This is a genomic window from Halobacillus aidingensis (assembly GCF_900104185.1).
Lineage (GTDB): Bacteria > Bacillota > Bacilli > Bacillales > Halobacillaceae > Halobacillus > Halobacillus aidingensis.
Genome location: NZ_FNIZ01000007.1, coordinates 130,850 through 146,844 on the forward strand (window position 1 = coordinate 130,850; position 15,995 = coordinate 146,844).

Below are 15,995 nucleotides of genomic sequence, written 5' to 3' on the forward strand. Positions count from 1 at the left end.
ACATGGGTTTTAAAAAATTCGCGCACTATTTTTTGACAGCGCTTACAATTCTAAAGGAGGAAGATCATTTGAGACGTGCGATCCGTCGTTCCACCACCGTTTTGACGATTGCCCTATTAATCTTGGCTTTATTTCCGACCTATCCAATGGCTGAGGAGGGGGCACAGGAGAGTCAGGAAACTTCGCTTGATCCATACAGATCCCAATTTCATTATTCACCTGCTGAAAATTGGATGAATGACCCAAATGGAATGGTCTATTATGACGGGGAATATCACTTATTCTATCAGCATAACCCAACCGGGAATCAATGGGGGCCGATGTACTGGGGCCATGCGGTCAGTAAGGATTTAATCAACTGGGAAGAACTCCCTATCGCGTTGTATCCGGATGAAAAAGGGTTTATCTGGTCTGGGAGTGTCGTCGTAGATAAACAGAATACCGCAGGGTTCCAGACAGGTGATGAAGCGCCTATGGTCGCTGTTTTCACTCATGAAAAAGCAGGACACCAAACCCAGAGTCTTGCGTACAGCAATGATAAAGGACGAACCTGGACGAAGTATGAAGGCAATCCGGTCATGGACATGCCTGACGATACGGATGTTTTCAGAGATCCAAAAGTCTTCTGGCATGAAAAGACAGGTCAATGGAAGATGGTTGTGTCCGCAGGGCAGAGCATCGAATTTTACCAATCTGATAATCTAAAAGATTGGCAGCATACCGACAGCTTCCAACGTCCGGCAGATGCTGAAGGGGTTTGGGAGTGCCCGGACCTTGTAGAACTGCTGGTCGACGGGGATGGAAACGAAAAGAAATGGGCGCTCATCATGAGTGTGAGTGAAGGTTCTTCTGCCGGTGGTTCTGGTATGGAGTATGTCGTGGGAGATTTTAATGGAGAATCTTTTTCCACAGAAATGAATCCGGTTCCTTTGGATTATGGGGCAGACATGTATGCCGGAGTCACGTGGAACAACCTGCCGAAAGAACAAGAGCGTACGGTTTTGCTTGGCTGGATGAACAATTGGCAGTATGGGCAGGACATACCGACAGAAAACTTCCGTGGAGCGATGTCCATTCCGCGTGAATTAAAGCTTCGTACAGCAGAAGATGGAACATACCAACTCCAACAGCAGCCTGTAGCTGAATTTGAACAATTGAGAGGAGAAACCGTAGAGCGAAAAGATGAAGTAGTGAAAGAAGGAAGTCAGAAGCTCGGCGATTCAGTCAATGACTTGCTTGAAATCACCGCTTCTTTTGATATCGATCAGTCGTCAGCGGATTCCTTTGGGTTTACGTTGACGAACGAAAGCGATCAATCGACGACAATCGTTTATCACACCAAAGAGGAGAAGATCGCCCTTGACCGTACGTCATCAGGGGAGGACGACTTTTCAGCAGATTTTGCCGCCGTCCATGAAGCACCGATGAAAGTCGAGGACGGGAAAGTTCAGATGAGAATCCTTCTGGATCGCTCGTCTGTGGAAGTGTTCGGAAATGAAGGGACGACCGTTCTGACCGATCAGATCTTCAGAGATGAGTCCTCTTCCACACTGGAAATGTTCAGTACTGGAGGAGAGGTGTACCTTAGTGAATTAAATGTGACGGATTTAAACAAGGCGAACGTGGAACCTATGAAAAGGATGATTCCTGAAGACGTTCCGAACACCTTGGAAAATGGGGGCTTCGAAACGGGCGATTTAACAGGATGGACGCCGAGCGGAAGTGCTTTTACCCACGGCGTTTCTCAAACAGAAACGTACTGGGACGGTAACCCTTTTGAACAAGAAGGAAACTACCACCTTTGGGGTTTTTCTGAGGACGTGAGCGATTCCGATTTTAGGACAGGGACGCTTCAATCTGATCTTTTTCAATTAAGCGGAAAAGGGCAGGTGGATTTTCTGATCGGTGGTGGGCAGGATAAGGAACGCTTATATGTAGCGCTTGTCCGAGCATCAGATGGAAAAGAACTCTTCAAAGCTACAGGAGCGAACGACGAGAAATACCGCCGTGTCTCCTGGGATGCAAGTGCTTACCTTGGTGAAACGCTGTACTTGAAAGTCGTGGATTACCATAATGATGGATTCGGCCATATTAACGTCGATGATTTTCAAGTGTACACAGAAGGAGAGCCTATCGGAGAAGAGCTTGAGAACGGTGATTTCGAAACGGGTGATTTAACAGGATGGACTGTCGTTGAGGGAGATGCTTTCAGCCCGGCTGATGTTACCAATGATACGGATTGGGGCTGGGGTGGACCTTTCAACCACCAGGGAGACTACCACCTTTGGGGTGCTAAAGATGGTGGGGATGAGCAAACCGGCATCCTGCGTTCCTCTTCCTTCGTTTTATCTGGAACAGGGACAATCTCTTATTTGATAGGTGGGGGAAATGACCCTGATCGATTGTATGTAGCCCTTGTACGGGCGGCCGATGATGAAGAATTGATGAAGGCAACCAATACCGAATGGAACGACACCGAAGAGTATTCGAAAATCGTTTGGGATGCGTCCGAGTATGTAGGGGAAGAAGTGTATTTGAAAGTCGTGGACAATTCTACAGAAGGATGGGGACATATCAATGTAGATGACTTCCAAGTGAAGCAGACCGGCCCGCTTGCTCATTGGTCATTTGATGAGCAGGAAGGGAAGGTTACGAAAGAGGAAGTCAGTGGACAATCTGATCCTGTTCACTACGTGTTTAATGACGCAGTGTATAAAGCATCTTCTGATCCGTTATGGCGGCCGGGACTGGTAGGAAACGCCTTATTGTTTGATGGATATTCTACGTGGGTGACACGTGAGGATGATCAATTTGTCCAGCCCGAAGATGCCCTTACGATAGAAGGTTGGGTAGCTCCACGAGCGTATGAGTGGGGAGACCTAAATCAAATATCAGCGATCGTCAACAAGCATGACAAGTCTAAAGGGGAAGGGTTTCTTTTAGGAATGGGACGTCACGGAAAACTTTCCTTCCAGGCAGGGATCAATGGCGATTGGCAGGAGGTTTCCACAACGTCTGACGAAAGGTTGGAAAAGGATCAGTGGTCTCATGTGGCCGCTACTTTTGATCGGAATGACCAATCGATGAAACTTTACTTGAATGGAGAACTAGTTGGCCAGACAGAAACGCCCAATGGAAAGCTAACAGCATCCAGTGAAGATCTTTTGATTGGGAAACACAACCAGGCGGCCCTGGTTAATGGAGTATTTGATGTCAATATGTTCAATGGTTTGATGGATGAAGTGAAAATCGCAAATGAGGCGAAGACAGCAAAAGAGATTCAGCAAGCGTATCAGTCGATGGTAGAGAGTTTCGACGATCAGACGCTCCCTGAACCAGCACTGGACTGGGACCGCACGCGTTACGATGGCGATCAGCATCGACCACAATATCACTTCATGCCTCCGGAACATTGGATGAACGAACCACACGCACCAATCTATTACAACGGGAAATATCACATCTTCTATCAAAAGAACGCGCAGGGACCGTATTGGCACCATATTCACTGGGGACATGCGATTAGTGAGGATCTTGTGCATTGGGAAGAGCTTTCTACGGCTCTTGCACCTGAAGCGGGCTCAGTGGCTCCAGACGGGGTATGGTCCGGCAGTGCGACCCTCGATGAGAACGGGGAACCGGTCCTATTCTTCACGGCAGGGGATGACAGTAAATTTCCGAATCAAATGACGGGGCTTGCCGTTAGTGAGGACCCAAGTGATCCTGAATTGAAGGAATGGCGCATGCTTGATGAGCCCGTAACGGTACAGGAAGAAAACCTTCCGGCTGAAGAGGGCGAAGTGATGTACGGACAGTTCCGCGATCCATTCGTTTGGAAAGTTGGAGACACCTGGTATCAGCTGATGGGGTCAGGCATTGATCAAGTGGGTGGAACCGCGCTGTTATATTCTTCGAAGGATTTAGAGAACTGGACCTACGAGAAACCTTTCTTTACCGGAGATTCAGAAGCCTATCCAAAAACGGGAGATGTATGGGAACTGCCTGTCTTTCTTCCACTCGGAAAAGATGAATCCGGAGAAGAAAAATATGCGTTCTTTATCAACCCATGGTTCGATGGATACAGTCCGCACAATGTCAAATACACCTTCTACTGGGTAGGCACGTGGGATAAGGAAAATCTAGCATTTGTCCCTGACCATAAAGAACCGAAAATGTTTGACTATGGTGAGCATTTCACAGGTCCAAGCGGGATGGTGGATGAAGACGGCACGCCGATTTTGTTCAGCATTGCCCAGGACAAACGAAGCGAGCAGGAACATTACGACGCAGGCTGGGCACACAATGCCGGGCTGCCTGTGGAACTTTCCTTGAGAGGCAATAACGATCTCGGATTGCAGCCGATAGAGGAACTGGAATCTTTAAGAGGGGAGTCCCTGGTATCCTTTGAAAACAAAGGAATGAAAGAAGCGAATGAGATGATTCAGGATGTGGAAGGCGACATGCTTGAAATCATTTTAGACGTGAATCCGAAAGAAGCGGAGAAAGTGGGCTTGAAAGTACGTCAGAGTGAAAATGGCGAAGAAGAAACGCTCGTGTATTACGATGCCACAGAAGAAACGTTTAATATCGACCGGAATCAATCCAGTCTGGACCCGGATGTGAGTAAAGGCGTCCAAGGGGGAGAATTGAAATTGAACGGTGACCGCTTTCAGCTTCATCTTTACTTGGATCGTTCGATGGTTGAAGCATACGCAAATGGACAGAAGAGCATCACCTCCCGCGTCTATCCTACAAGCTATGATGCGCTTGGCATAGAACTTTGGAGTGAGGGAGGCGATCCAGAGATCGTGTCCATGGATGTCTGGGAAATGAACGGTGCCTTCGGTGAGACCGCTCCGGTTTATGAAAAAGAAACAGAAACGGTCCTACCCCATGGGGAGCTTGAAAACCATGATTTCCAAATCGGTGACTTAACGGGCTGGAACATCGTAGAAGGGAATGCTTTTTCTGATGAACATGTAACAACGAAAGATGATTGGGGCTGGGGCGGCCCGTTTGATCAGGCCGAAGACCACATAGACCCTGAGCGTTATCACCTCTGGGGATTCCTTGATTCAAGCGGTGGCGACGCAGCCACAGGTATTTTAGAATCGCAGGCCTTTGAGCTTGGCGGTAATGGAAAGATCGACTTTCTGATCGGCGGTGGCAACAACATCGATCAACTATCTGTGTCCCTGATCCGGACCTCGGACGGAAAAGTACTGAAGCAAGCGACAGGAAGAAACCAGGAAACGTACCGTCGAGTCGAATGGGATGCTTCTGAATATGTGGGAGAAAACCTCTTGATTCGCATCACAGACAAGGCCGAAGGGGGCTGGGGTCATATCAATGTGGATGACGTCAACGTCCCCGTCGCCTTGAGTGAAGAAGAGAAACTCCTCGGGCAGCTGAAAGCGATGGATCTGCAAACAGGCGAAGATCTTGATGAGAAAATCGAACTCTATCAGGATGCAGAAGAGAAAATAGAGGAGAAAGAAGAGACATTCGTTTCAATCAAGAACGAAATGATAGACTTCCTTGAGAAGAAACTGAATTTGAAGAAAAAAGAGTACACGCTCAGTTCGATCCAGCTCCATTTTTATGTAAAGCATGCGATTGGAGAAACAGGAGCGCAACAACCTTCGGATGCAGGAAAAGTCCAGGGGTATGTGATGAAGAGAGTGAACAAACATGCGACAGGGAAAGAGGTGCGAGGTGTTATCAAGGAATATTTGAAATAGGGGAAGTGGTTCTGTTCCGATGTGGGACAGAACCTTCTTTTTTTGCAAACAGTCATGTTTCTGTCATTTGCAAAAGTGGCTGCTGGACCTTCCAGTGTCCTTATGGAAAAATGAACCAGTACTTTAATACCAGTAAATATCTGAACTTTACGACAATTACTACTATTATCGCATTTACCAAAAGCCTATAGTCTTGTACACTTTAATCGAAACGTTTCACCAATTTCTGAAAGGGAGTGTTTTTTTGAAGAAGAAGGTTTCTCTATTATTTTTATCACTCATCCTGATGCTGAGTGTAGCTGTACCAACCACTTCTCTAGCGAAACAGGCACCGAAAGGAAAAGAAATTGCTTTATCCAAACAATTGGAAGCGATTTCAAAGAAAACGTATCGGTATTTTGAAGATTTTACAGTGGAGGAAACAGGACTGACTTATGATGCTGTAAGATATGATGAGGACGGGGAAATGACGGCACAGAAACATACCTCACCAACCAACATTGGAATTTACATGATGAGTACGATTGCTGCAGAAGAAGCGGGGCACATTTCCCGTGATTCAGCCGTTGATAAAATCCAGACGACTTTAACAACCCTCGAAGACATGGAAAAATGGAATGGGTTGTTTTATAACTGGTACAATACATCAGATGGGTCTCTTTATACGGACTGGGGGGAGTTCATTTCAACAGTAGACAATGGCTGGCTGTCTGCGGGTTTGATCGTCGTAGGACAAGCTTACCCGGAGCTCTATGATCAGTCCAATGAAATCGTACAGGATATGGATTATTCCACGCTCTATACGCCTGAAGTCGGGCAGATGAGAGGCGGATATGATGTCGCGGCAGAAAGCTATACGTCCCACCATTATGGAGCTTTCTACACGGAACCTCGTGTGGCCAGCTACATCGCAATTGGTAAAGGGGATGTACCTGAAGAGCACTGGTGGAAGATGTACCGCACGATGCCTGACAGTTGGGATTGGCAAGCCCAGAAGCCGGAAGGATATACAGCCACATATGATGGTGTGGAAGTGTTTGAAGGACACTACTCGTACAACGGTAAAAAGTATGTACCAAGCTGGGGTGGAAGCATGTTCGAAGCTCTCATGCCGCCTCTTGTATTAAAAGAAAAAGAACTGGGTAAAGATGCACTAGGACTGAACAATAAGCGTCATGCTGACATTCAAATCGAATATGCGAAAGAGGAAGGGTACGCCGCTTGGGGAATGTCCCCTGCCGCGACGCCGGAAGATTATTCTGAGTTCGCTGCTACACCGCTTGGTATGGATGGATATAAATCAGACGGCACAGTAACCCCTCATGCCACTTTCCTGGCTCTTGAATATGCACCGATGGAAGCATTCAAAAACATCCAACAATTGAAACGTTTCGACACTTATAGCAAGTATGGTTTCTTAGATTCTGTTAATGTAGAAACAGGGGAAGTGACCAACGCTTATCTCGCTCTAGACCAGGGAATGACGATGGTTTCGATCATCAATTATCTTAAGGATGGGGTAATCAGAGACTATTTCCATGAATCGGACATTGGACACGGCCCCGAAGATCTACTGATCAAAGAAGAATTCTCCATAAAATAATAAATAACCCGGTGACTCTCAAGAGAGAATCACCGGGTTATTTTATTTGCTTCTTACAGAAGAGCGTTTCACAAACTCTGTGGAAAGATCAAACGACTGATCAACCTGCTCTCCTGCGAGCATTTGAAAAATGGTATGGACCGCTAATGCGCCTGCTTCATACTTCGGTTGCTTGACGGTCGTCAATGGTGGGTTTACATACTCAGATAACTGGATGTCATCAAATCCGACGATAGAAACGTCATCCGGAATGGATATCCCTTTTTCTGAGAACGCCTGAAGGCCGCCGATCGCCATTTCATCATTGGCATAAAACAGCGCATCTGGCAATTGCTGCTGGGCAATGAGCATTTTAGTTGCCCGGTATCCGCCATCACGAGTGAAATTCCCACTTATTTTAAAGCGGGATTGAAACGGGATTTCATAGTCTTTCAATGCATCTGAAAAGCCTTTGAACCGTTCTTCATTGTCATGAGAATCATGGGGGCCGCTGATATATCCGATCGTTCGGTGTCCGTTCTCGATCAAATGCTCCGTGGCTTGATAGGCTCCGTGACGGTTATCGACTTTAACATGGATGGCAAAAGGATTTTGAACTTCACGATCCAATACAACGATAGGGAAGTCTTCCCGTGCTGATTCTTCAATGAGCTGGGTGCTTATATTATTCGCGAGTATGATCGCTCCATCCACTCGTTTCTCCCGCAGGAATTTCGTGGCTGTTGAACGATCGCCTCCCAAGGAACTGCAGGCAATCAAATCATACTGATGGCTTGCTGTCACTTCCTGGACACCTTTGATCAATTCAGAAAAGTAAGGCCCTGACATATCACTCAATATCAAGGCGATGGTATTTGTTTTGGTGCGCTTCAAATCAGAAGCGAACCCGTTCTTTTGATAATTCAACTCTCTAGCGGCTTTAAGCACTTTTTCGATCGTAGAGGCACTCACTTTTTGATTGCCATTCAATGCATAGGAAGCTGTCGAAAGCGCAACCCCTGCACGCTTAGCCACATCTTTAATTGTAGCCATTTTAAATCCTCCACCTGTCTATTCATATACTTAATTATAACAGTTTTTACAAGAAAACCGGCTTATTTGATTCCTGACATCGTAAAACCTTCCACGATGTACTTTTGGAAAAAAGAGAAGATGATGATAATCGGTACGACCATGAAAGCAGCCCCTGCCATTTGAAGAGCAAAATTATTCGCATACTGTCCCTGAAGGAGGGAGAGTCCGACGGATAAGGTGTAAAGACTTTCATCGTTGGCGATAATCAATGGCCATAGGAAGCTGTTCCACCCCGCGATGAAGGTCAAAATTCCCTGTACCGCAAAAATAGGTTTGGCAATCGGCATGACCAACCTGAAAAAGATATAAAATTCGCCAGCACCATCCAGCCTTGCTGCTTCAATTAAATCATCGGGGATGGTCGTCATAAACTGACGGAATAAAAAGATGCTGAAGGCGACAGCTAAACCCGGTAAGATAATGCCTGTCATCGTATTCGTAAGGCCCATAGCATTCAACAAAAGATACACAGGAATCATGGTTACTTGACCAGGGATCATCATTGTAGCTAAAACGATATAAAAAACCTTATCCCGGCCTCTAAAATTATATTTAGCGAAGCCATAGCCTGCCATCGCGTTAAATAATAACCCTAAGAAAGAGAAGAGCACAATGACCAGCGTATTCCTCAGGTAGACGGCAAAATTCATATTGGTGAACAGGTTGATATAATTATCAAGGGTCGGGTTATCAGGGATAATGGTGGGTGGAATGGACAAGACTTCACTTTCAGGCTTGAAGGAGCTTGAGATCATCCATATGAATGGAATCGAAACGAGAATTCCTCCCGCTACCATAATAAAGATGACAAGCGCTTGTTCCCACTTGTTTTTCTTAGTCGCTAGTGCCATAACTTCTGGAACTCCCTTCTATTAATATTCCGTATCTGATTTTCTGAACTTGAATTGGATCATCGTTACAAGGATGATCATGGCGAAAAGCACAAAGGAGGCAGCGGCCGCATAGCCGAATTCACTGAATTGGAAACCTTCCTTGTAAATGAAGAGAGCAATGGAAATCGTTCCATCCAAAGGTCCGCCATCTGTCATGACGAATGGCTCTTCGAAAAACTGCATCCATCCGATCAGAGTGGTAACGGTCACGAAGAAAGTGGCGTAGCGCAAGAGCGGTAACGTTACATTAAATAGCACCTGCAAGCGGTTCGCTCCATCCATTTCGGCTGCTTCATAATACGATTTCGGAATTCCCTGCAATGCTGCGAGGAATATGATCATATTGATACCGATTCCTTTCCAGACCGCTAAGATGATCAGGGAGATTTTAGCGATGGTCGGTTCTTGCAGCCAAGGAACGTTTTCAACCGTAAGTAATGAAAGTAAATAATTAAACAAGCCGTACTCTGTGTTGTATAAATAACCCCAAATAACAGCGACAGCAATGATATTTGTGATTGAAGGCATATAGTAAACGGCACGGAACATGGTGAAAAGTTTGCTTGTCCCGTAATTGAGCAATAAAGCGATGGACAAAGAACAGATAATCACTAATGGAACTCCAATAATTACATAAAAGATCGTGTTGAAAATGGACTTGATAAATTTATCGTCTGCGAATAGGGATTGGTAATTTTCCAGACCGACAAATGAAACAGATGACCAATCGGCCAGACCTTTCAAGTTCATATCTGTGAAACTGATAAAAAATGCAATAAGGATCGGAATCAAACTGAATAATGATAACAATAGAACAGCTGGAGATATGAACATATAAGGGTGTCTATTTTTTAATTTCATGAAAACCCACCTATCTTGTCGTGACATGGATAAAAGAAGATGGAATGGGGGTTCCATTCCATCATTCCATGTTGTGTTTTATTCCTCGATCAAGCTTTGAGCTTCCTGATTGAACTCCTCAAGCTCTTTTTCTACGTCAGCTCCACCTACGGTAATGCGTTCGATATGAGCCAGTAGTTCCTGGGCAATTCTTTCAAACTGTTCGGTCTGCAAACCAGGTTTCGTATTTTCAAGCTGTTCTCCGAATGTCGCGTACATCGGATTTTCCTGCATCACTGGATCTTCCCAGGCTTCCGTACGGGGTGGTAGAGTATTGGACTCTTCCAACCAGCTCAACTGTGTTTCCACATCCGTCATATAGGAAATGAACTCCAATGCGCCTTCGACATTATCAGAGCTCTCAAATATAGATAGATTGGCTCCACCCATGCTCGATGTATTCGTTTCTTTTGTCGGCATAACAGCTGTGGCCCATTTTCCTTCAAGGTCAGGAGCTTGATCATTGATGATATTAATCATCCAGGGACCACTGAAGAACATTGGTTTAGAACCATCTTTGAAAGCTTCGACGATGTCTTTTCCTTCTTGTTTCTGGCTGATGCCCTCTTCAAAATAACTGGTATAGTATTGGATCGCTTCTTTGAATTCCGGAGAATCAAAATTCAAATCTCCTTCCTCAAGATTCGCTTCATAACCATTCTGCCATGCGAAAATGAATGGAGTGATCTGATCATTTCGATCAATGTCAAGACCATAGGAACCTTCACCGCGGTCTGCTAATTTTTTGGCAGCGTCCTTAAGCTCATCCCACGTTTTAGGTGCTTCTTCATAACCCGCTTCTTTCAATACATCTTTCCGGTAGTAAATGACTCGTGTATCTGCATACCAGGGAATTCCTACGACCTGGTCTTCGTGTTCCATCGTTGTTACAGAACCGTCAAAGTAATTTTCTTTTGCAAAATTAGGGTAGTCTTCCATGTGTTCGGATAAGTCTAATAGTGCTCCTGCTTCTGCAAATTCCGGAACCCAAGTGGTGCCCAGCTGAACGACATCCGGCCCATTCCCTGAGGCTACGGCTGTCAACAATTTGTCATGAGCTGTATCCCACGGAATAGCCTGTACATCAACCGTCAAACCTTCGTTCTTTTCCTCGAAATCTTTACTGAACTCTTTAAGTTTTTTACCTTCTTCACCCATCGCCCACACCGTTACCGTGTGTTCATCCCCTCCGGAGGATGAACTATCCGAGCATCCTGTCAATGTCAACGATGTCAAAACAACTGCGATCAACAACCATAGTTTTCCTTTCACTTAAAGCACCCCTTTTAAATAATTTAAGTTTATTGAAACGTTTCGATAACTGTATTATAATTTACTTTGTATCCGCTTTCAACTACTTCTTTGATTTTTCTAATAAAAATAATTTGACCTTAATTAATGCTGTTATATAAAGGTTGACGGAAAGGGTTGGCGGGATTATACTTCAATTACATTTATTCGAAACGTTTCACTTATTACTCAATTGAGGGGGATCATTCATGGGAGAACAACAATTGAAAAACTTATTGAATCAAATGACAGTAGAAGAAAAAGTAGGGCAGCTCGTCCAATTGGCCACACCTTTCTTTAAAGGAGCTTCCGATCGAGGTGAAATTACAGGTCCAATGGTTCACATGAACATAGATGAAGAAGATATCAAACGTACAGGTTCGGTATTAGGAGCTTCAGGAGCGAAAGAAACGATCAATATTCAAAAGGTTCATATGGAAGAGAACCGTTTAGGGATTCCTTTGTTATTCATGTCGGACATCGTTCATGGGTTCAAGACCATCTTTCCTGTACCCTTAGCCATAGGCTGCTCTTGGGATTTGGACCTTGCTGAAAAGAGTGCTTCGATTGCAGCTAGAGAAGCGGCTGTCGCCGGCGTTCACGTCACATTCGCTCCAATGGTGGATTTATCACGGGAACCGAGGTGGGGTCGTGTCATGGAGGGCACAGGGGAGGACACCTTCCTCAACAGCCAATTTGCCCGTTCCTTTGTCAGAGGTTTTCAAGGAGATTTAGAAAATGATCCTTATAAAGTGGCCTCCTGCGTCAAACACTTCGCTGCCTATGGGGCGCCGGAGGGTGGTCGTGATTACAATACCGTGGATATGTCAGAATGGCAGCTGCGTGAAAACTATCTCCCAGCATACAAGGCTGCCTTAGACGAAGGTGCTCAGATGGTAATGACGGCTTTCAACATTTTAAATGGCATGCCTTCGACAGGCAATGAACCTTTAATGAGGGGACTCTTAAGAGATGAATGGAACTTTGATGGTGTGCTCATCTCTGATTGGGGGGCGGTGAAGGAATTGATCCCTCACGGAGTCGCCGAAAATGAAAAGCAGGCAGCAGAAAAAGCCATGAAAGCAGGCGTCGATATCGAAATGATGACTTCCTGCTACGTCAATCATGTCGAGGACCTAATTGAGGAGGGCACATTGGAAGAAAACATCCTTGATGAAGCCGTGCTGCGCATCCTTCAATTGAAACAAAAGCTCGGCCTGTTCGATAACCCTTACCGGGGTGCAAGTGAAAAAGAGGAAGAGGCTTATATTCTCTCCCCTGAAAACAGAAAAGCTTCTCGTGAATTGGCCTCAAAATCGATGGTTCTTTTAAAAAACGAAGGGACCCTGCCGCTGCAGAAGGATCAGAAAGTCGCTTTGATCGGTCCTTTCGCTGACAATACCGATATACTCGGCCCATGGTCTTGGGGAGGTTCAGCCGAAGACACCGTTACGGTTGCGAGCGGTTTCTCACAGTATTTGAATGAAGACCAGCTTCTAACTTCAGCTGGATGCGGCATTGAGACTGGAACAAACGAACAATTGGAAGTCGCATTGGAAAAAGCAGCACAAGCGGAAGCCATCGTCGTAGCGCTTGGGGAGCATTCCGACATGAGTGGGGAGGCTGGATGCCGTGCAGACATCCGCATTCCTGAGGTCCAGTTAGAACTTTTGAAACAAATCAAATCCTTAGGAAAACCAGTTACAGCGGTTCTTTTCAATGGACGTCCGCTTGATTTACGTGAAGTCATCGAGAACGCCGATGCCGTCATTGAAGCCTGGTATCCAGGAACAGAAGGTGGGAACGCGCTGGCAGATATCCTATTCGGCGAAGTGAACCCTTCAGCTAAGCTGACGATGTCGATGCCTTATTCCGTCGGACAAGTGCCGATCTACTATAATCGTTATAATACAGGCCGTCCTAAAGGTGCACCAGATGCGCAGGAGCGCTATGTATCTCAATATCTCGATATCCCGAACGAACCCCTATTTCCGTTCGGTTTCGGATTGAGCTACACTCGGTTTGAATATGAGGGACTTACGCTTTCCTCGAAGCGGATCCAACAAGATGAGTCTTTGACTGTCTCTGTTAAAGTAACCAACACAGGCGATTATGCCGGAGAAGAAATCGTTCAATTGTATGTAAGAGATCTAGTCGGAGAAGTTGTACGCCCGCTGAAAGAGCTGAAGCATTTCGAAAAGGTTTATCTCCTTCCTGGTGAGAAGAAGGTCGTCCAATTCACTCTTACAGAAGAGCAGCTCAGGTATTATCACGCGAACATGGAACACAAGAGTGATGCAGGGGAGTTTGAGGTTTTTGTAGGGTCGAATAGTCGGGATACGAAGTCTGAAAGGTTTAGGCTTGATCGAAAATAATTTCTCTTTAGAACCACATGGAATCTTTCCGTGTGGTTTTTTTGTTTAAGAAAGATGCGAGGGGGATGGTACTTTTTTGTAATATTAATTATCTGGTTTGAAAATGCCTGACTACGCTAAGGTGCTGATTTGATAGGTGTTGGGACCATCACTCCATCAATGTATTGAACTAAGGGGTTCTGTTTTAAGAAAAAGTGCCTGACCCGCACCGCGTTAACACTTTAGCGTAGCGGGGGTCAGGCACTTTCATAAGGAGATATCTCGAATTTAAGTTTCTCACGACAGGGGGCGTTTCTATAAAATACTTTATGGATTTATTCTCAAGTTTTTCATATGTCATCGGGTGGTTCGTAGTAGTTGTTGCTACATGTTACCTTATTCCATCCATAATTCTTGGAGGAATGTTTTTATTAATTTCTGTTTTGGCTATTTTATTCGGAGTCTTCCTTGTTTGGGTATCAAAAAGTATTTAGCTGCTAAACGGCAATCACGTGATAATGAATTATCTTTAAATCGAGTACTACATAAACGGGAGCTTATCCTTAATAGGGTAGGCCCCTTTATAGTGTTTAATTATTGATGCATATCTTATATTTTGAAATAATTGGAATGGCTAAAGGTAAGAACAAACCTACTAATAATTGCTATGGAGGATAATCCCTTTTAAATATATATACAATTAAAGAGACAGGGAAGTGAAAATGATGAAAAGCCTTAAGGGGGTATTTGGGATACTTGTAATAGTTCTTGTTATATCCGCATGTCAAACGGAAGAAAAAGAAATATCCTCCCCAACTAATGATGATATTTCTGAGGATAGAGTTGTACTGGAAGAAATACCAACAATCATTCTTCAGACGAACTCAAAAGATCTTGATATTGAAACTGTTTTAGAATGTTGGGCGGAGAATTGCAATGAGGGGACAGTAACGTCTATGGAAGGCACATCAATAGAGAATGAAACGGAAGGAATACCTTCTACTGTGGTTCTTAGTGGTACTGAAATTAAAGTTGAATTTGAGGGAAGTCAACCTGAACGTTTGAGTTATAGAATGAAAGAAGACAGCAGGGTCGTAAGTGAATATTTGGAAGATCAAGTGATAGAAGTTTATGGGGAAGGGAAGCAGCATTATTTATTATCAGCCGAATGGCGAACGGAAGAAGAAAGTTTCAAGGATCAAAGACAATAGGATTTGTGTTAGACGTGGAAAAGGAAAAAGGTAAAGAAGTTAAGGAAGTAGAACTAAAGGATACAACGTTTACACATAAGGGAGAATCTTATCCAGCCGAATATCATGTGAACTGCTTAAATGAAACTGCTTGCGAAGCACCTCCTACTAATGCTATTGATCCATACAGTGAATGGAAAGATGAGGTAAATCCAGCTGAGGTTAATGCCAACATTGGAGATGAAGTGAAAATTGCTTTTCCAGAAGATGTCCCAGCTCCCAAACGACTTTCCATACATAAACAACAAGGCGCAACAGGTGTGCAAGAATATTTACAGGACAATGTCATTGAAATCATGGGTGAAGAAAATACCAAGATTACCTACATCGTTCACGCTGAATGGAGTGAAAAAGGAAAAAAGACAGCTGATGTACAGTTTGCCTTTATTGTACCTCGTCCATCATTGGCCGAGTAACTTTGAATTGAAAAATATCTTTATTTCGAGTCTTCAAGAAACGGGAACATTTCATGAAGAACATGTTGATAAGGATGGAATATGAATTATTCATTAAGAACCATATCTCCAAATATAAAGATAGTTGGAAGAAATTGTGTACCTGTCAGTAAAAAAGAAGGAAGTGAATGGGGTGCCTAAGATACGCGAATCACTGAACAGAGTATATCCAGTAAATATAAATAAAGTTGAATCAGTGACTGATGAAATTTTCAGATGCACTGCCAAAGAAGATACTTACTTTGCAAGGATTACAAACTATAAAAGTGTAGATGAACAATTAGAAGAGGTTAAATATACTGATTTCTTATATAAAGAAGGCTTGGGCGTGTCACCAACAATACCTTCTATAAACGGTATGAATGGTTGCATTGCTATTAGTTAACCTTATGCACCGAATATCACGATATCAAGTTATACATAAACACGGCGATG

At 44.4% G+C, this 15,995-nt stretch carries 9 protein-coding genes and 1 pseudogene; 6 read left to right on the plus strand and 4 right to left on the minus strand.

Features of this window, described 5'->3' with window-relative positions:
- The first annotated feature begins 68 nt into the window (after positions 1 to 68).
- Entirely contained in the window at positions 69 to 5,741 is a 5,673-nt protein-coding gene (locus tag BLS23_RS09055; protein WP_167356051.1) for a GH32 C-terminal domain-containing protein, read from the plus strand.
- A gap of 244 nt (positions 5,742 to 5,985) precedes the next feature.
- Positions 5,986 to 7,344: a glucoamylase family protein gene (locus BLS23_RS09060; protein ID WP_244157143.1), complete on the plus strand. Its 1,359-nt coding sequence runs from the start codon at positions 5,986 to 5,988 to the stop codon at positions 7,342 to 7,344.
- A gap of 42 nt (positions 7,345 to 7,386) precedes the next feature.
- Here the strand turns inward: BLS23_RS09060 and BLS23_RS09065 are convergent, their stop codons facing one another.
- The 4 genes from BLS23_RS09065 to BLS23_RS09080 form a co-directional block, all read right to left on the minus strand.
- A complete protein-coding gene (locus BLS23_RS09065) occupies positions 7,387 to 8,376 on the minus strand; it encodes a LacI family DNA-binding transcriptional regulator (protein WP_089652225.1) in 990 nt (329 codons plus the stop codon).
- A 62-nt stretch (positions 8,377 to 8,438) separates the two neighbouring features.
- Entirely contained in the window at positions 8,439 to 9,269 is an 831-nt protein-coding gene (locus tag BLS23_RS09070; protein WP_089652226.1) for a carbohydrate ABC transporter permease, read from the minus strand.
- A gap of 21 nt (positions 9,270 to 9,290) precedes the next feature.
- Positions 9,291 to 10,172, minus strand: a complete 882-nt coding sequence (locus BLS23_RS09075; RefSeq protein WP_244157145.1) for a carbohydrate ABC transporter permease — start codon at positions 10,170 to 10,172, stop codon at positions 9,291 to 9,293.
- A 78-nt stretch (positions 10,173 to 10,250) separates the two neighbouring features.
- Positions 10,251 to 11,483, minus strand: a complete 1,233-nt coding sequence (locus BLS23_RS09080) for a sugar ABC transporter substrate-binding protein (protein ID WP_244157146.1) — start codon at positions 11,481 to 11,483, stop codon at positions 10,251 to 10,253.
- Positions 11,484 to 11,710: 227 nt separating this feature from the next.
- Here BLS23_RS09080 and BLS23_RS09085 point away from each other — a divergent pair, with 227 nt between their 5' ends.
- The 4 genes and pseudogenes from BLS23_RS09085 to BLS23_RS09100 all read left to right on the plus strand — a co-directional run.
- Positions 11,711 to 13,876, plus strand: a complete 2,166-nt coding sequence (locus BLS23_RS09085; protein WP_089652227.1) for a glycoside hydrolase family 3 N-terminal domain-containing protein — start codon at positions 11,711 to 11,713, stop codon at positions 13,874 to 13,876.
- Between the two features lie 695 nt (positions 13,877 to 14,571).
- Positions 14,572 to 15,066, plus strand: a complete 495-nt coding sequence (locus BLS23_RS09090; RefSeq protein WP_089652228.1) for a hypothetical protein — start codon at positions 14,572 to 14,574, stop codon at positions 15,064 to 15,066.
- A 14-nt stretch (positions 15,067 to 15,080) separates the two neighbouring features.
- Positions 15,081 to 15,521, plus strand: coding sequence for a hypothetical protein (locus tag BLS23_RS09095; RefSeq protein ID WP_089652229.1), 441 nt, complete (start codon positions 15,081 to 15,083; stop codon positions 15,519 to 15,521).
- Between the two features lie 217 nt (positions 15,522 to 15,738).
- Positions 15,739 to 15,918 (plus strand): annotated as a pseudogene (locus tag BLS23_RS09100) (protein kinase); the annotation flags it as partial.
- Between the last annotated feature and the right edge of the window lie 77 nt (positions 15,919 to 15,995).